Source organism: Pyxidicoccus caerfyrddinensis, assembly GCF_010894405.1.
Lineage (GTDB): Bacteria > Myxococcota > Myxococcia > Myxococcales > Myxococcaceae > Myxococcus > Myxococcus caerfyrddinensis.
Map to the genome: position 1 here is coordinate 60,968 of NZ_JAAIYA010000004.1, position 18,356 is coordinate 79,323.

At 69.1% G+C, this 18,356-nt stretch carries 11 protein-coding genes; 7 read left to right on the forward strand and 4 right to left on the reverse strand.

The features are described 5' to 3' along the window. Positions 1-121: 121 nt before the first annotated feature. Both G4D86_RS10695 and G4D86_RS10700 read left to right on the forward strand, forming a co-directional pair. A complete protein-coding gene (locus G4D86_RS10695; protein ID WP_163992357.1) occupies positions 122-487 on the forward strand; it encodes a DUF2752 domain-containing protein in 366 nt (121 codons plus the stop codon). A gap of 31 nt (positions 488-518) precedes the next feature. Beyond that, positions 519-779 carry a hypothetical protein gene (locus tag G4D86_RS10700; protein WP_163992358.1) on the forward strand — a complete coding sequence of 87 codons (261 nt, stop codon included), beginning with the start codon at positions 519-521 and terminating at the stop codon, positions 777-779. A 57-nt stretch (positions 780-836) separates the two neighbouring features. Here the strand turns inward: G4D86_RS10700 and G4D86_RS10705 are convergent, their stop codons facing one another. After that, complete coding sequence (locus G4D86_RS10705) at positions 837-1,574, reverse strand: hypothetical protein (protein WP_163992360.1); 738 nt, start codon at positions 1,572-1,574, stop codon at positions 837-839. 445 nt (positions 1,575-2,019) lie between these two features. On the opposite strand from G4D86_RS10705, the gene G4D86_RS10710 reads away from it, so the two are divergent. From G4D86_RS10710 to G4D86_RS10720, 3 genes are all read left to right on the forward strand, one after another. Then, the gene (locus tag G4D86_RS10710) at positions 2,020-5,553 is read left to right on the forward strand and encodes an annexin (RefSeq protein WP_163992362.1); all 3,534 of its coding nucleotides are present in this window, start codon (positions 2,020-2,022) and stop codon (positions 5,551-5,553) included. Further along, positions 5,553-5,975 (forward strand): hypothetical protein, encoded by a 423-nt coding sequence (locus tag G4D86_RS10715; RefSeq protein ID WP_163992364.1) that lies wholly within the window; start codon positions 5,553-5,555, stop codon positions 5,973-5,975. The genes G4D86_RS10710 and G4D86_RS10715 overlap by 1 nt, the downstream gene beginning before the upstream one ends. A gap of 128 nt (positions 5,976-6,103) precedes the next feature. Next, complete coding sequence (locus G4D86_RS10720; protein ID WP_163992366.1) at positions 6,104-7,789, forward strand: hypothetical protein; 1,686 nt, start codon at positions 6,104-6,106, stop codon at positions 7,787-7,789. A gap of 215 nt (positions 7,790-8,004) precedes the next feature. Here G4D86_RS10720 and G4D86_RS10725 read toward each other — a convergent pair whose 3' ends face one another. Together G4D86_RS10725 and G4D86_RS10730 are read right to left on the reverse strand one after the other, a co-directional pair. Further along, on the reverse strand, positions 8,005-10,218 hold the full coding sequence (locus G4D86_RS10725) for a M4 family metallopeptidase (protein WP_163992369.1): 2,214 nt from the start codon (positions 10,216-10,218) through the stop codon (positions 8,005-8,007). Between the two features lie 175 nt (positions 10,219-10,393). Next, positions 10,394-11,968, reverse strand: a complete 1,575-nt coding sequence (locus G4D86_RS10730; protein WP_163992371.1) for a hypothetical protein — start codon at positions 11,966-11,968, stop codon at positions 10,394-10,396. A gap of 39 nt (positions 11,969-12,007) precedes the next feature. On the opposite strand from G4D86_RS10730, the gene G4D86_RS10735 reads away from it, so the two are divergent. Beyond that, positions 12,008-15,331, forward strand: coding sequence for a CHAT domain-containing tetratricopeptide repeat protein (locus G4D86_RS10735; RefSeq protein WP_240360178.1), 3,324 nt, complete (start codon positions 12,008-12,010; stop codon positions 15,329-15,331). A 221-nt stretch (positions 15,332-15,552) separates the two neighbouring features. Here the strand turns inward: G4D86_RS10735 and G4D86_RS10740 are convergent, their stop codons facing one another. Beyond that, positions 15,553-17,667, reverse strand: a complete 2,115-nt coding sequence (locus tag G4D86_RS10740; RefSeq protein WP_163992373.1) for a hypothetical protein — start codon at positions 17,665-17,667, stop codon at positions 15,553-15,555. A gap of 261 nt (positions 17,668-17,928) precedes the next feature. Between G4D86_RS10740 and G4D86_RS10745 the strand changes: the two genes are divergently transcribed. Further along, positions 17,929-18,348: a cupin domain-containing protein gene (locus tag G4D86_RS10745; protein ID WP_205519533.1), complete on the forward strand. Its 420-nt coding sequence runs from the start codon at positions 17,929-17,931 to the stop codon at positions 18,346-18,348. The last annotated feature ends 8 nt before the right edge of the window (positions 18,349-18,356 follow it).

Consider the following 18,356-nt stretch of genomic DNA (forward strand, 5'->3'; position numbering starts at 1 on the left):
CGAGGGGGGGCGGGGAATGAATCCAGTCCCGGCCTCATCCGCGCGTCACACTCCACTGCTCTCCACGCCCGTCATGGCCCAGGTCCTGGAACGTCGGACCACCGGCTGGGTGGTGGGAGCCATGGCCGCCGTCCAGCTGGGCCTTCTGCACTTCGGCCTGCCCGCGTGGCCGTGCCCCCTCCTGAGCGCGCTGGGAGTCCCCTGCCCTGGCTGCGGACTGTCCCGGGCAGTGACGGCCCTGCTTCACGGCGAATGGCGGAGCGCGCTGACCTGGCACGCCTTCGCCCCGTTCCTGCTGGCGGCGCTGGTGCTCATCACGGGGATGGCGTTCCTCCCGGAAGCGGCCCGGCGCCGGGGCATCGACGCGGTCGCCCGCTTCGAGCGGCGCACCCGGGTGACGGCCCTGCTGCTGCTGGCCCTGATGGCCTACTGGCTCGTCCGACTGCTCGTCTTTCGCGGCACCTTCATCGACTCAACCCTCAGCTGAACCCCCACCACACCACCTCAGGAGACACACAATGGGAATGATCCTCGGCCTGCTCGGCGCGCTCTGCGGCATCGGCAACCTGATTTGCTTCATCATGGTCCTCATCAAGCTGTTCCAGGCCAAGGGCCCGCTGCACGGCATCCTGGGCATCTTCTGTGGCATCTACACCTTCATCTGGGGCTGGATGAACGTGGACCAGAACCAGAACAAGAACATCATGCTCGCGTGGACGGGCACCATCGTGGCCGGCATCGTGTTCAACATCCTCGGCAGCATGATGTCGGGCTCGTAGTCGTCGCGAGTCGGTACCCGGTTGCATCGGGACGGGCCTCTCGGGCCCGTCCCGCGCTCAGCACATCGAGGCCATCATGGGCCAGATGCGCAGCAGGCCGTTCTCGTCGGTGATGCGCAGCCAGCCCAGTGGCACCAGGGGGCTGTCCCAGTCCACCATGACGCCGACCTGGATGAAGTTCCCCTTCGTGCCGATGATTCGCAGCTCGACGACCTTGCCGTTCAGGCGGGCCGGCTGGTCCAGCGACAGGGGATGGGAGCGGGCGTCTTCCCTCGGAGCCATGTACAGGCGCGACTGTGAGTCGGGCACCAGCGCGAGGGAGTCGATGCCGCTCCACTGCAGCTCCTGCGAGTCGAGCGCCCGGTAGGCAACCCTCAGCGCGTCGTGAGAGCCTCCGAAGGCGCGAAGCCAGGCGCGCTCGTTCGTGCGCACGTCGATGACGACGTGGAGGTAGGGCCACCGCTGCTCGACGACGGGGAACTTGCGGAGCGCCGTTTCGTAGTCCCAGCCGCTCAGCGCGCCGAGTTCCTTCACGGCGAGCGTGCCGGCCGGCTCGAAGCCATCACCGCTCGGCCGGTAGCGCGGAACCTCTCCCGAGGGACGGCCGTCCGCACCGAGGTCCGTGTGGATGAAGGCGATGCCGATGACGCCGCGGAGGGCTTCGTCGGAAATCTCCGCGCGGGTTACGTAGAGGACCTCGGTCGCCATGTCCGCGCGCGCGGAGGACGCGGTCAGTAACAGGAGCGCGACCAGCGTGGCGACGGGGAGCTGTCGAAGCGTGGGAAGTGGGCTCATGCTCCCCTTCATTGCAACCCATGAACCAGGAGCCGGCAGCCGCATAACCGGCTGGAATCACGCGGCTTCACATGAGGGTGTGGCTCAGGGGCCGCGGCAATGGCTCATCGGCGAGCGGCGCGGCGAGGACGGAAGCCAGGTCCCTGGCCAGGAAGCAGAGGTGCCGCTCCCCTCCTGCGCATGGCCGTCCCAGGAGACGACCGTCCCCGAGTGCTCCCCTGCAACCGCCAGCAGGTCACTCAGCATCGTCTCGGCCGGGCACATCGCCATACCGTAACAAGCGTACCAGGGTTGCTGGGCTGCCCGGTGCCAACCCTTGCGCGGCGCGCGCCGTAGGAGGGACGCAGACATTTCTGGGACGCGGCCGGAATGCGGCACTCCACCATTACAGAGCAGCCCGGGGCGGCATTTCACGACACCGCCCCTCCGCTACCGAGGATTCACCATGACGTCCGTCAAGTCGGGTTCGTCCACCTCCGCCGCAGAACTCCAGCGCCAGGCGCGCGAAGCCGCCGAGGCCGCCGCCCGGCAGGCCGCCGAGGCCGCCAGACGGGCAGCGGAGGCCCTCGCGAAGCAGCTGGAACAGGCGATGCAAAAAGCCCAGCGGGCCACGCCGTCCTCCCGCTCGGAGTTCCAGTCCGAGGTGAAGCCGCGCGGGCCCCAGCTGTCGGCGGACCCCACCGGGCCCGCGAGCTCGCTGCTCACGGAGGACACGCGGGACGGGAAGGCGAACTGCCTGGACCAGGCGGCGGACTGGCTGGACCTGGCCTCGCCGGAGATTCGCGCGCGCTCGGAGATGGTCTTCCTGGCGGACCAGCGCCCCGGCGCGGAGGGCCAGTCAGGCCATGTGGTCATCCGCCAGGGTGCGAGCGTCTATGACCCTGCCTCCAAGAAGAGCTACGCGTCGATGGAGGCGTACCTGAAGGAGCAGCCGCACTACCAGCAGGCGGGCACCCTCAAGGCCAGTGCGGCGAAGCGCATCTTCGACACGCCTCCCGGGAGCCAGGCCCGCGCCGATGCGCTCGCGCGGGACAAGGTGTCGCCCGAGCTGCAGCGGATGATGGTGGCCGACTCCGCGCAGCCCCCGGCCGGCGGCACGACGCTGGCCCCGCCCGCGCAGCAGCAGCCGTCGTACACGCAGGAGCAGGCCACGAAGGACGCGGCCGCCCTGTACAACGCGACGGAGGGGGGCGTCTTCGGCGCCGGCACCGATGAGGACAAGATCTTCAAGACGCTGGAGGGCAAGTCGCCCGAGCAGCTCGACCTCATCCGCAAGACGTACAAGGACCAGTACCGCAAGGACCTGGACAAGGTCATCCGCGGGGAGCTGAGCGGCAACGACAAGAAGAAGGCCGAGGCGCTGCTCAAGGGCGACGGCGCGAAGAGCGACGCGGTGGCCATCCAGGCGGAGATGGACGGCGTCTTCGGCTCGGACGAGGAGATCCTCAAGACGCTGGAGAAGAAGTCTCCCGAGCAGCGGCACGCCATCGCCCAGAAGTACGCGGAGCTGAATGGCGGCGCTCCGGCGGGCCAGTCGCCCGAGGACTTCATGCTGTCCAGGCTGGAGAAGGAGCTGGACAAGGACCAGATGGCGCGAGCGCGAAACATGCTCGGCGTCGCCCAGGCGAAGACGCCCGAGGAGGCCGCGAAGCTGGAGGCCCAGGCCATCAAGGACGGCCTGCGCGAGGACATCCGAGGCGCGGGCACCGACGAGGACCGCATCTTCCAGCGGCTGGAGAAGGCCACGCCCGAGCAGCGCGCCATCCTCCTGCAGGACCCGAAGCTGCTGAAGGGACTGAAGGACGACCTGTCGAAGGAGGACTACGCGCGGGCAATGGGCCTGCTGCAGGGCAACAGCGCCCAGGCGGACGCCGCGCGCATCCGGGGCGCCCTGGACGGCCTCTTCGGCGCGGACGAGGACGCCGTGCGCGGCGTGCTGGAGGGCAAGACGCCCGAGCAGGTCGAAGCCATCAAGGCCGAGTACCAGAAGCAGACGGGCAAGTCCCTGGAGCGCGAGATTCGCGGCTGGGACGGCGCCGACAAGGACGTGACGCTGCGGCTGCTCAACCCGCCGAAGGAGGGCGACACGAAGGCCCAGGCCGAGGCCTCCGCCGAGCGCATCCACCTGGCCATCGACGGCGCTGGCACGGACGAGGACGCGCTCCGCAACGAGCTGGGCAACAAGTCCAAGGCGGAGATCGACGCCATCACCTCCGCCTACAAGGAGAAGTACGGGAAGGACCTGCGCAAGGAGCTGGACTCGGAGCTGGATGGGCGAGACCAGCTCGAAATCCTCGACCAGATGTATGACCTGGGGGCGGTGGACCCCAACGACCCGAACGCGAACCAGGAGCGCGTGCGCCGCCTGCGCGAACAGCAGTCGCAGGAGAAGAGCTTCGGCACCTGGGTGCTCGACCAGACACAGCGGACCTTCAAGGGCGAGTCGGACAATGACCGGCTCGACCGCAATCTGGACCGGGCGGACAAGGCCATCTCGAGCGGAGACACGGAGCGGGCCAACACGCTGACCGGCTATGCGACGGAGGACGTGAAGTCGCTGCAGGCCAGCAAGGACTCGCTGGCGGAAGGCGCGGCGACGGCGGCGGTCGTCGTCGTCACCACCGCGGCGGTGGTGGCCACCGGAGGCGCGGCCACGCCTCTGGCGCTCGCGGGGTACGCGGCGCTGGGCGCGACCACGCGGGCTGCGACGTACGCGGCCATCCAGGGAGACTCGGCCGGCGCGCAGGAACTGGCGCGCCAGGGAGCCATCGGGGCGGTGGAGGGCGCGACGGCCGTCATCCCCGTGAAGGGCGCGGGCGCACTGACGGCCGGGGCGAAGACGGCGGGCACCACGGCCGCGAAGCAGACGGTGACCACCGGCGCGAAGGCGGCGGGCACCACGGTCGCGAAGGAGACGGCGGGAGCGTCCGTCAAGAAGGCCGCATGGCAGGGCGTCAAGGAGGGCGCCGCGGGTGGCGCGGCGGGCGGAGCCGCGGATGCGGCCACCCGCAGCGAGACCTGGGACAACGGCGTGCTGAATGGCCTGGGCGACATGGCCACCCGCGCGGTCCTGGATGGCACCATCGGCGCGGTGGCGGGAGGCCTCACCGGGGCGGGAATGACCAAGGGAGCACAGGTCCTGCGCGGGAAGAACCCGCAAGCCTCCCGCACGACCTCTCCGAGCGCCGCGGATTCCACCGGAGGAGCGGGACCGGCCGCGCGGACCGGAGACACCCCTGGCGGCACGCCCAAGGTGAACGAGGGCGGACGCCGAGGCGTCGACATGACGCCCTGGAGGGATGCGAAGGGTCGGGCCATCACGCCGAAGCAGATCGAAGAGCTTCGTCAGAAGCTGCTACGGCAGGGCAATCTCGGCACCATCCAGAACCAGCTCAAGCTGGCGGGTGTGGAGATTGACCCGAGCGAGCTCCAGTCCATCAAGAACTACCTCTTCGATAGCAGGGGGATCAACTTCACCCCCCAGAACTACGAAGCCTGGAACAGGCTGGCCTCCGGGAGGGGCACCGTCTTCGATGCCCGCTTCATCGTCCATGAACAGATGGAGCTCCGCCTGTTGGACAAGGTCCGCCAGGAAACGGGCTTCGACTTCATGGGGCATGGCTGGGACAACATGAACCGACAGCAGCAGATTCACTGGCAGCGAGACTTCGACCGCTACTACGGACAGACCCACGCCCGTGCACTCGAGGTCGAGTACGACTTCCTGGTCCAACAGCTCTCGAAGTTCACCAACGGAAGGGTGAACATCTCACGCACCGTGTTCGCCGCGGTGGACGATACGTGGCCCGAGGGTCGCCAGAAGATGCTGGTGAGCGGCATCCCACTCCAGGACCACCGCGCCTTCCCCGAATGGAAAGCCCGCGGCACCCAGATGGTGAACCTGGGCAACAATCGGTTGATGACGCTCTCCAGTCTCGTGGCGCACCTGAAGAGCCGTCCCCTCAAGGAGCTGCAGTGATGCTTTCCCAAGACGATTTCGAGAGTCTTTCCTCCGGCCTGAAGGAGGGTCAGCCCCAGGAGCGTGTCTACGCGCTGCGGTCCATCATCGAGGGCCCCACCCGGGACACGAGGCTCCTTCCCCAGCTCGAAGCGCTGCTGAAGGACGACACGCCCTGCGTGGTGTCCCTGCCCTACCTGTTCGGCGAGGTGCGCTGGCTGGCCGCGCACGCTCTCGCCTCGGAGCGGGCCTCGCTGGGACAGGTGACTCCGGTCCAGTTGAAGGCGGTTCCACGACCGCAGGAGATGAACTCACTCGCCCTGCTGGCACAGCAACACGGCATCCAGCACCGGGGAGGAGTCCCGGGCATGCTGGAGCTGTTCGCCCTCCTCCGGCAGCAGGGGCTTCTTCCAGTCGTGGACCTGACGCTCCCCTCGCACTGAGTGGGCACAGCCCGCGCTCATGCGCTCCGGCGGGCTTGCGGAGCCTTCGTCGAGCGGCTGCCCGGCCAGCCGCGGCCCGCACCCGCGCAGTGCAGCCCCGCGGGCGCCGTGGTGGTAGAAGCGCGCACGTGCGCCAACCCCCTCTCTTCCTGCTCCTCCTGGTCGTTGGCTGTGCCCACTCGCCTCCCACCGCAGCGCCGAAGCCGGCGCCCGTGGAGGTGACGATCGAGCACCTGACGGACCGCGACGCGTGGCGCGTGCGCTATGCCTTCCCCGCCGCGGAGCCCCAGGTCGTCTTCGGCCGCGACGGGCGGTCCATCCGCGAGCGCTGGAAGGTGCTCGAGCCCGCGGACGCGACGCTGGTCGCCGATGGCGAGCGCGGCATCGTGCGCCGCGCAGGAGGCGCGCCCATCGACGCGCTGGTGATGGGGCTCGAGGACGACTTCGAGAAGCCGGAGAAGAACTACCAGCCCGTCATCCCCTACGGCGACGGCGGCCGCCTCTTCTACACGGGCTACATCGACCTCGACATCCCCAACGACGTCTTCTTCACCTTCGTCCCGCGCGCGGGCGAGCACGTGGTCGCGCGGGGGCAGCGCTCCGGCCAGCCGCTGCGCACCGACTGGGTCCAGAACGGAACCTACGCGTACTTCGGGAAGACGGAGCCGCGCGTGACGGATGCGGGGCTCGCGGTGATCGACGGCGCGATGCCCGCGTGGCTGCGCGAGGAGCTGGAGCGCGCGCTGCCGGCCTTCCTCGCCTTCTACGCGCAGGGCACCCGCCAGCCGCTGCCTACACGGCCGGTGATCTTCATGAGCTACACGGAGGAGCCGAAGAGCGCGGGCTCACGCAGCTTCGGCGGCGGGGTGCTGCCGGGCATCGTCCAGCTCGACGTCCGGCTGGGAGCGAGCTACCGCACGGGCCGCAGTCCCGTGGTGCTGCAGCAGGCGCTGTGGCTCGCCGCGCACGAGGGCGCGCACCTGTGGAACAGCGATCTCTTCACCAGCGAGGAGTCCGGCGCGGAGTGGCTCTTCGAGGGAGGCGCGGACGCGTTCGCGCTGCGCGGCCTGCAGCAGGTGGGCGCGGCGACGGCGGAGCAGACGCGCGAGTCCTACTCGGTCGCGCTCTCGCTGTGCCTCGCCGGCCTGGGCGACGGGGCGCTGCGTGACTCGTCGCGCGCCGGGGCCTGGCGCAACCACTACGAGTGCGGCGAAACGCTGGCGCTGCTCACCGAGGCCGCCGTGCGCCGCAAGGACCCGAAGGCGGACCTGCTCTCGTTCTGGGGCACGCTGTTCGAGCGCGCGAAGGAGCGCCGCTACGACTCGGCGCTGTACCTCACGACGCTGCAGGAGCTGGGCGGGCCCGAGGCCGCCGCGACGGTGCGCTCGCTCGTCGAGGCGGGTGGACCCGACGTGGAGCAGCGCTGGCGCGAGGCGCTGCGCACGGTGGGGCTGGAGACGGTGCGCGACGACGCCGCGATGCCGGAGGAGGTGCGCCTGGCCATCAGCACAGGGGCGCTGCGGCGGCTCGCGCAGCAGGACTGCGAGGCCAACGGCGATGCCCGCGCGGCCAGCAGCGGGGCCTACGTCGGTGGCAGCGGGTGCCGCACGCTGCCGCCTGGGGCCAAGGTGGTGCGCGTGGGTGAGCTGGGCTGGGACCGGGGCACCGCGGTCCACCAGACCATCGCCGCCCTGTGCGCGAGGGGCGCCCCGGTGCGCCTGACGCTCGAGGGCGGCCTCACCATGGACGTGCCCTGCCAGGCGACGCTGCCGCACGCGCCCGGCTACGTGCGACTGGGTGACGACAAGCGCTGAGGAGACCGGAGGCTGTGCGGCCGGAGAGTTCTCCATGGCGGTGCTCCCAGTCTCGCACTGCCCCTCTGAGCCGATTGCCGCACGCACCTCCCCCTGGCCCGCCATGAGAGCGCAGGGGCTCGCCTGCAACCGCCACCATCTCCGGCGCCCTGACGGACCCGCGGGCCCGCCCTCCCCTTCCCTGAAAGCAGGGGCAGGACGGGCGCGCGGTCCACTCAGTTGAACGTTGCGATGAGCGAGCCGCTCGTGAAGCCGCCCTTCGCGCCGTAGACCTGGATGTAGTACTTGCCCGGCTCGAAGCCGTTCAGGTTGCAGGTCTCCGTGCTGTGCTCGTTCACGCCACGGCAGTCGTAGGAGAAGAACGAGGGCGCCGAGGCGCGCTGGACATAGAGGTCCGCGTTGCCCGTGCCTTGCAACCGGACGTGCACGTTGCGGGTGCCGCCGTTCGCGCGCTCGGGAATCTGGACGGTGAACACCTGGGAGGAGCCCGCGACGCCGGACAGGCCGGTGACCGTGACCCCGGGCTCGACCACCACGTAGCCACCCTTCCACGTCACCACCAGCGACACCCCGCTGTAGGCGGTGAAGCCGTTGAGCATCACGTACCAGGGGCCGTCGCCGGGTTCCGCGAAGGTGCACACCTCGTTGTTGCCGCTCCTGAAGGGACGGCAGTCATAGAGGGTGGTCGTCGGGGCCTGGCCCCGGCGCACGTAGAGGTCCGCGTCGCCCGTGCCGCCAGAGAGGGTGAAGGTCAGGTCCCTGGCGCCCTCGGGCACAGTCACATGGAAGTACCACTTCGCGCCCCGCGCACCCGAGAGGTTCGTGATCGGGACGTCCTTCTCCAGTACCGGCGGCGGGGGATGAGTGATGATCTCGTCGACGCCCACGGCCTTCCAGGCAGCGGTGACCGAGCCCGTCGTCGCGGCGTCGTAGCCGAGCTGCACCGAGGCCTGCTCCGCGGCCGTCTTCGCGGACTCGAAGTGGGAGGACGGCAGCAGCAGGTCCTCGTTCATCTTGTAGACGATGCGCGCGGCCTTCTCGATGCCGATGCCCTGCACCGGACTCTGCCCGGGGAAGCGCGGATGCAGGCCGCCCTCGGACAGCAGGTAGAAGGCCAGGTTGGAAATGCCCGAGCTGTAGTGCACGTCCACGCCCGACTCATAGTCCGCGTAGTGGTCCAGCGAGCTTCCGTCCAGCGTGGGGTTGTGCATGTAGCGCAGTGCGTCCCCGGGAATGTCGGGCGTCCAGACCTCCTCGGCGAAGAGCCACGTGTTGGCGTCCACCACCCTGCCCTTGCTGTTCCACTCGCAGACGGCGCCGAAGATGTCGGAAATGGACTCGTTCAGGCCCCCGGACTCTCCGGAGTAGATGAGGCCCGACGAGGCGTCCGTCACGGCGTGGGTCAGCTCGTGTGCCGTCACGTCCACCGCGCGGGCAAGATTGCTCGCCGTCGTGCCGTCGCCATCGCCGAACACCAGCTGCGTGCCATCCCAGTAGGCATTCACGTAGTTGTTGCGGTAGTGCACCGTGCTGATCAGCTGGGCCCCCGCGTTGTCATACGAGTCGCGGCCGAAGAGGTTGCTGAAGCACTCGTACACGGAGCCCAGGTTGTCATAGGCGCTGTTGACGATGGGGTCCGCCACCGGCGGGTCCCCCTCGGAGCGTGCCGGGACGCCCGGCAGCGGCGTCTGATTCTTGCCGTCGTAAACCCGGCGGAACCGCGCGGAGTGGATGTGCGAGATGCGCAGGAACGCGTCCCCACTGCGCGCATTGATGAGCACGGAGTCATGCAGCGGCGTGCCATCCTCCTTCGTGCCCTTCACGCGCACGTCGTACGCCAGCACGAGCTGCTCACCCTCGCGCCAGTAGACGAGCCGGGGCTCGCCGCTCACGGTGACGCCCGCGGGTGACTCGCGGTCCTCCTTCGCCACGGCGATGGCGGCCTCGGGAGAGACGGAGGCCTTGTCCGGCGCCAGCAGGTCTCCGCGCGCGTTGGTGTTCGCCGCGAAGACAGCGCCATCACGGGCGTGCAGGCGCAGCTCCCCGCCATACACCTCGATGCCGTTGCGCCTCACGCCGTAGCGGTAGTGCGCGTCCCCATCGAAGCCGACATAGGCCTTCTTCAGGTAGAGGTCGCCGGGGTTCAGCCGGAACAGCGGCGCCACGCGCTCCAGCACGGGCAACAGCCGGGCCGGCTGGACGGAGTGGACGGCTTCGGCCCCTGTCGGCACGGCGCCCAGGGGCCCGGTGACGAAGGTAGGAACCGCGGCCTCGTCGACGGCCACCACCTGGAGGCCCTCCAGGGCCGAGGGCGCCTTCTCCACCACCGCGTCCGGGGGTTTGCCCGAGGGCGTTGCCTCGGTGCATGCACCCGCAATCAAAGACAGCAACGAGACGCCCAGGGCACCACGCAATCGCTTCTCGACCATGCATCCTCCTTGCATGAAGGCGTGACCGCGTATGCTGGATGCACCAGCATCTTAATTACAAGGACGTGCCGCCTTTTCTATATACATTTCCAACCATCAGAAATTGACACGACGCGGCGGCGGGAAGGTCAGGCAAGGCCAGCCATGCATCGGTCGTCGGCGAAATGGTGGAGGTCTACGCCGGGTAGATGTCCACGGTGTCCCCCTCCGCGGGCCCGGGCAGTTCCGCGATGCGCGCGAGGGCTTCGCGGCCCAGTGCTCGATAGGCGGCCGTGAGCAGGCTCACGGCCCGCGGACGCGCCATGCCGGCCTCGAACCACGCGTCCTCGCCCTGGATGCGGCCTCGCTCCCCGGCCACGTACAGGTCTCGCCCCAGGGCCAACGCATGGCGCGGGTCTCCCGCCTTCAAGGCCACCTCCGCGTCGCTAATCCACTTGCGGAGTCGTTTCGTCGGGCTCATCCACACGTCGTTGAGGTCTCTCAACCTGTTCAGATACGGCAGGTCCGAGGCGTCTCCCAGGTCTGTGGCGATGCCCACTTCTCCGGACGCGATGGGTGCCATCCTGCTTCGCTCCGCGAACGACCACCGCATCTGCGCACGGTCCTCCTCCCGGATGCGGGCCTCGTGCTCCGCGAAGCCGGTGATGGCGTCTCGAATGAGTCGGTACCGGTGTTCTCGAAGATGGCGGTGCTGCTTGCGTCGCACCCGCTCTTCCTCGGGCTGGTCCTGGTCCTGGGGGTAGTCGTCATCCTCGCCCTGGGTGACGCCAGTGAGGTCGATGTAGAGGCAGCGTCGGAGGAAGTCGAAGAAGGTCTCCGCCACCCAGTCGAGCCGACGACTGCCTCGATGGATGTCCATCTCGGGGACGGTGCAGCCCACCTTGGCGATGCCGGAAGGGAGGAACGCGGGGTCGTCGTAGAACAACCCGTGCTGGACCTCGGTGCGCAGGAAGTCGCTGAAGAAGAGTGGCAGCAGCTCGGGAGGCGTGTAGCTGCGTCGAAGATGGAGGCGCACGTCCATCCCCGGTTTCGTCGGACGTTCCAGTCCACCCTCTTCGAAGAGCGGGAAGATGCCCCTCATGCCGGCCAGTGTGACGGCGGACATGCCCTGCTCTCCCAGCGCCGCGTCGAAGACCTTCCTCTCTCCAGGCGCCAGGCTGCGCATCAGGGCCCAGCCCAGGGCGATGTGCCTGGGCAGCTTGAGCCCGTGCGTCCGCAGCACGTGCTCGGCCACCTGGGGGAAGCGCTGCATCGCTTCGTCACAGGCGCGCTCGCGGCGGAGCTGGAGCTCCTCCGGAGTCTCTGGACGCACTTCCTCGAGGAACTTCATGTAGCGCGCGTCGAGGATGTCGAACAGGGCGGGGTCTCTTGTTCTCTCCGCGAACTGCTCCCGGGACTGACAGCGCTCATCCAGGAGGAGCTGGGTGTGTACCTTGAAGAGCTCACGAGGTTCCAGCAAAGCGCCGCCGAATCTCTTGTCCGCGTTCGCCACGAAGATGGGGGCCGCGTCCGCGAAGCCGCTCCAGTAGGCCTGCCAGCGCTCCAACGTGAGCCCCTTCGTGGGAAGGAAGCACCGGGACATGAGGATGCTGGTGGTCTCCGCCGTCAAGCGGATGCATGTCAGCTCCGCGGAGAGTCCGTCTTTCTCCTCCTGGCTCTTCTGGGATGAGGGAACGAAATGGGTCGCGGTGCGCGGGGCCGCCTGGAGGATGAGCTTCATCGCTCGAGAGAATTCGAGGGTCGTCGGCATTCCACTGTCAGGCTATAGCCGTGCGAATCCCGAGGGGGAATGATGCGATGGATTTTCGGATGGCTGATGGTGGTGGTTCTCTGCGGTGCGACAGAAGGCAGGGCCAGCGAGGAGCCGCCGGATGCGCGGCTGGTAGAGGCCCAGAAGGCCTTCGGCGAGGCGACAAAGCTCAGAGACGCGGGCGGGTATGAGGAGGCCCTGACCCGGGCCCGGCAGGCGCTCGCGCTGAGGGAGGCCGCCCTCGGCGGCACGCATCCGGATGTCGCCAGTTGCCTGGAACTGGTGGGGGAGCTTCAGGTGCGACAAGGCAATCTGGCCGACGCCGAGTCACTCTACCAGCGTGCGCTCACCATTCGGGAAGCAGCCCTCGACAAGCACCACCCCGACCTCGCCCGCTCGCTCCACCGGCTCGCCACCCTCTACCTGAACCAGCGGCTGTACGCCCGGGCCGAGCCACTCTTCCTGCGCGCGCTCGCCATCCGGGAAGTGGCGCTCGGCAAGGAGCATCCCGACGTCGCCCAAACGCTCAACAACCTTGCCAACCTCTACGTGGACCAGGGGTTGTACGCCCGGGCCGAGCCGCTCCACCAACGCGCGCTCGCCATCCGGGAAGTGGCGCTCGGAAAAAACCACCCTGACGTCGCCAGGTCGCTCAGCAACATCGCCAACCTCTACGTGGACCAGGGGTTGTACGCCCGGGCCGAGCCGCTCTATCAGCGCGCGCTTGCCATCCTGGAAGTGGCTCTCGGCAAGGAGCACCCCGACGTCGCCAGCCTGATCGACAATCTCGCCGTCATCTCCGTGGAGCAGGGGTTTTATGACCGGGCCGAGCCGCTCTATCAACGCTCGCTCGCCTTGAGGGAGGCGGCGCTCGGCAAGGAGCACCCCGACATCGCCCAGACGCTCAACAACCTCGCCAGCCTCTACGCGGACCAGGGGTTGTACGGCCGGGCCGAGCCGCTCTACCAGCGCGCGCTCGCCATGTGGGAGGCGACCCTCGGCAAGGACCACCCCGACGTCGCGAGGCCGCTCCACAACCTCGCCATCCTTTATATGGAGCAGGGGTTTTATGACCGGGCCGAGCCGCTCTACCAGCGCTCGCTCGCCCTGATGGAAGCGGCCCTCGGCAAGGACCACCCCGAGGTCGCGAGCGCACTCGCCAACCTCGCCCTCCTATATATGGTCCAGAAGGCCTACGCGCGGGCCGAGCCACTCTTCCTGCGTGCGATCTCCGTCCAGGAGGTGGCGCTCGGCAAGGACCACCCCGACCTCGCCAGGTCGCTCAACAACCTCGCCCTCGTCTATATCGAGCAAGGGCTGTATGGCCGGGCCACGCCCCTCCTTCAGCGCGCGCTCTCCATCCAGGAGGCGGTGCTCGGCAAGGACCACCCCGTCGTCTCCAACTCGCTCGCCAACCTCGCGACTGTCTACATGGACCAGGGGATGCACGACCGGGCCGAGCCCCTCCTCCTGCGCGCGCTCTCCATCCAGGAGGCGGTGCTCGGCAAGGACCACCCAGTCGTCGCTGAAACGCTCAATTCCCTCGCGCTGCTCCGCTTGAACCGCCAGGGCCTCGCCGTCGCCCTGCCGCTCTTCACGCGCGCCTTCGCCATCTCCGAGGGGCGCCTTCGCCATGAGGCGCTCGACTTCTCCGAGTCGCGCCTGTCCGGCTTCCTCAAACATCTGCGCGAGGACGAGCAGGCGCTCTACGCCCTGCTGCGTGCGCACCCGAAAAATACCCGCGTGCAACGCCTGGCCCTCAGCGCCGTGCTCCTGCGCAAGGGCCGCTCCGTTGAAGAGACGGGTGACATCTCCCGCACCGTCTACCGGAGCCTGGGGGCCGAGGACCGCGAAGCCTTCGAGAAGCTGCGGAGCCTGCGCACCCAGCTGGCCGCCCTCTCGCTCGCGGGCCCCGGCTTGCTGTCCCCGGCAGACTACCAACAGCGCCTCAAGACGCTGTCCAGCCAGGGTGATGCGCTCGAAGCGGACCTCGCCAAGCGCTCCGCGCCCCTCCGCGCGCGCACCGCCCTGCCCTCCCCCGCCGACATCGTCGACCGGGTCGCCGCCTCCCTTCCCAGGGACGGCGCCCTCGTCGAGCTCGTCGCCTACCAGGACAGGCGCCTCGTCTCCAAGCCTGGCGCGCCACGCGCGAAGGCGCCTGGCCGGCTCCGCTACCTGGCGCTGGTGCTCTTCCCGGATGCTTCCACTCAGGCCCTGGACCTCGGCCCCGCGGCCCCCATCGACCTCGCCGCCACGCGCCTGCGCGATGCGCTGGCCAATCGCGATGTCGCCTTCCAGGCCGCGGCCCGGGAGCTCTACCGGCTCGTCTTCCAGCCCCTGAGCCCCCTGCTGGGCCCCCCCCAGCGCCTCCTGATTTCACCCGATGGTCAGCTGGGCCTCGTCCCCTTCGCCGCGCTCCACGACGGCCGCCACTTCCTGCTCGACTCCGTCGACTTCACCTACCTCACCTCCGGGAGGGAGCTGCTGCCCCGGCCCCAGGACCTCCCTCCCACCGCCTCCGTCTTCGTCCTCGCCGACCCGGACTTCAGTGCCACGCCGCGAGCCGTGCCCTCCGCTTCCGGCAACGCCTCCATGACGACCCGGCGGTCCGCCTCCCTCGAGCGCTTCTTCTCCACCCTGCGCGCGGAGCCCGTCGCCAGCGACTGGGCTCCACTGCCAGGGACGCGCCAGGAGGCGGAGAGCATTCAACGCCTGCTGCCCCAGGCCCAGCTCTTCCTCGGCTCCGAGGCGACCAAGGAGCGACTGCTCCAGCTGCCCACTCCTGGCATCCTCCACCTCGCCACGCATGGGTTCTTCCTCGAGGACGCCCCCGCTCTCGAGGGCACACGCGCCGTGGTTTCCTTCGGAGCACTCGGCGACGACTCCGCGGCCCTGCGCCCACCAGATCCCCTGCTGCGCTCGGGGCTCGCGCTCGCGGGCGCACGCGCGTCGGCGCCTGACGCCTCCCGGGAGGCCGGGCCCCCACCCGACGCCACACTGGTCACCGCGCTGGAGCTGGCCGGTCTCAACCTCTGGGGGACCCAGCTCGTCGTCCTCTCGGCCTGCGACACCGGTCGCGGCGATATCCAGCTGGGCCAGGGAGTCTCCGGCCTGCGCCGCTCCCTGGTCGTGGCCGGCGCCGAGACGGTCGTCATGAGCTTGTGGAAGGTGAACGACGACTCCACCCGCCTGCTGATGGAGACCTACTACCGCAACCTGCTGGCCGGCCAGGGGCGCGCCTCGGCACTGCGCGGGGCCATGCGCTCGCTGCGGGCGTCCCGGCCCCATCCCCACCACTGGGCGCCCTTCATCGCCCTGGGAAGCGACGCTCCCCTGCACGCCATCACTCCCACCGGACCCTAGGAGCCGCCGGCGGAAGGCTGGCGCCCGCTCCGGCGCCAGTGCGGAACAGCGGGTACCGCACGCTTGGGCGGACTTCACTTCTGCCGCGGGCACCGTGCTGCTACCCGCGCCCGCGCGCGAGTAGCAGCACGGTGGAAGGACCGCAAAAGTCTACTGCCCGAGGAGCCCGGGGGCGTGGTGGAGCGCGAGCTCGGTCTCGAGGGCTCGGAGCCGGCGCTTCATTACCTGGCGTGGACCAGCGTCCGCGTTGCGTCGCTGAACCGCACGTCGATCTTGCTGTCGCCGACGCGAATCACCGAGCCAGTGCCGAACTTCACGTGCTCGATCGTGTCGCCGAGCGCGAACTTCGCCGACGCGCTGTACGGCTTCGCGGCGCCAGCTGCCTTCTTCGGCACCGAGCGATCGACCTCGGGCTCGTCGCCGACGAAGTACAGGCGGATCTTCGCGACGCGGCCCTCGAGGCTTCCGACGTAGGCCGGATACATGCCGTCGCCCCAGCCCGTCGACGAGATCGCGCCGAGCGCGGCGAACGTGCCCTCTTCGAGCGGCGCGTCGCTGTCGCGCTTGGGACACTTCTTGTCGAACACGCCGGCCGTGCCGGAGTCGACGCTGAACACACCGGCGGGCTCGGTCGCGAACGTGTCGAAGCCGTCGTCGTGGATCGTGACGAGCTCCGCGGTGCGATCGCCCTCGCTGCGGATGAACACGTGCCAGATGCCTTCGTGCCCGACGACCTTGAGCGACATCGGGAATCTCGATGACTCCTTGCGACCGACGTAGCAGGGGTCGCTGATCGTCAGCTCGCCCGACGCCGCGAACGTGCCGAGGTACTCGTAGTCGGGCACCGGGCGTGGCGGCACGAGCGCGACCTTGCGTGCTTTGACGGCGGCGAGCACTGCACGGCCAGACGTGCCGAGCGCAGCGCCGAGCTCGTCGAAGAACGCGCCGCGCGACCACGCGGATTTCGCACGCACGTCGGGATCGAGCGTCGATGCGGCGAACAGGGCGCGCCCGTGCAAGTCCACCGTCTGTGCAAGCGGCAGCTGCGCAAGCTCGTCGGTCGCGGGCAGCGGTCCATCGAAGGTGCGTTGCACGAGACACTCGACGATCCGCAGCGCCTCCTCGCGTGTCGTCAGCGGCCGCCACGCGCTGCCGCGCGCGATGCGCCACGCCTGCTTGCCGCGCAATGTCTCGCCGCGCAGCGCGAACCGTCCGGCTGCCACGATCCGCACCGGCGTGCCGTTGATGACGATCGGCACGTTCATCGGAAGATCCGACTCGACGGCCGTGCTCTCCGGACCCTGCACGTCCGTGCGCCAGACATAGAGAATGTTGTTCTCGACGGTGGCGAGCCCCGCCGGCACGCCGCGCATCGGATGCGGCCACACGTCGTGGCCGAGCCGCACGAGCTCGGTATCGGGCCGCCACCACAGCGCGTCCGCATCGTCGCGCACGGTCAGCGCGATCCCGCCGCCGAACGCCGCGACCTCTTGCACGAACCGCGAGGTCTCGAGCTGCGCGAGCTCCTGCCCTGCGCTGTTGAAGATCCACGCGCCGGTCTCGTAGGACGCGATCACGACCCACGAACCGACGACGACCGGCGGTTGCATGTGCTCTGCGAACGTACGGCTCCACCGCTCCTCGCAGCGCTCCCAGTAGCTGACCTCGGTCCGCCGCGTGTCGTCGTCGTAGACGCGCACGAGCACGCCGTCTCCGCACGCGACCAGTCCGTCGTCGGAGACCTTGCGCGGAATCCGGCCGATCACGCGCGCCTCGCCATCGAACAGCACGACATCGTCGTGTGCCGGAACTGCGATCGCATCGGCGAGCGCGACCGGTGCCTTCCACAGTCGCTCGTCGACCGACTGCGCGATCACCGCGGCCTCTGCGTCGAGGATCGCGAGCCCGCCGTATCCCGCAATCGCCACACCGCCCTTCCATGCGACACCACCGTGATCCAGCCGCTCCTCGAACGGCACGACGGTTCGCACGCCCGCGCGATCGACGAGGATCGCCTTCGTTCCGAGCGCGAGATACCCGCCCTCCGTGAACGCGACGGAGTACACGAGCCCGTCGAAGTCGACCTTCTCGAGCGCTCCGCCGACCTTGCCCTCGTACAGCCACGAACCTCGCGAACCGTGCACAAGGAAGCGCTCGTCGGGAAGCACGCGGAGCACGTGGTCGCTCTTGCCGGCGATCACTCCGCGCTTCGCGAGCACACCGTCGAGGAGCTCGATGCCTTCGCTCGTCAGCAGCGCGTAGCCGTCGCCAAACGCGGCGACGTCGGCGATGGCAGCAGCAGCGGTCGCGATGTGAGGACGGAGAGCGTCGGCCATGGGGGCGCCATCATCCCCTTTTTAGGGAGTCAGGACGCATGGGCTGCGTCCTGGCGTCCCTGGGCACCGAACGTTCTCGCGCCTGCTGCGTGCCGTGGGGGCTTCCCAGTAACTACCCACCATGGGAGGTGCGCAATGAGAAGTCCGACCCATGTACGAAGAATGAGACCGGCCCTTGCCGCAGCCTTGCTGCTGGGGGTGGGAGGCTCCACCCTGGCCCACGCCGCTTCGCCTGATCCCCGTGCGGTATCCCAGCACATCATGGTGAAGCCGAAGGATGTGCGCTGGGGGCCGCCGCCGGCCGGACTCCCGCCGGGCGCGCAGGTGGCGGTCATCGAGGGTGCCCCCTCGGCTGCGGGGAAGCTATTCACCCTCCGGGTGAAGTTCCCGGCCGGCTACCGCATCCCGCCGCACTTCCATCCGGCGGACGAGCACATCACCGTCATCTCCGGCGAGCTCCTCATGGGGATGGGCGAGAAGTTCGACACGTCCAACGCCCAGGCGCTCCCCTCCGGCAGCTTCTCCGTGATGCCGGCCACCATGCGCCACTTCGTGTTCACCCGCGAGCCGACGATGGTTCAGATCCATGCGGTGGGGCCGTGGGCTATCACCTACGTCAACCCGGAGGATGATCCGCGCAATACCGCCACGGGTGGCGCGAGGATGCAGAAGCAGCCCTGACCCCGGGA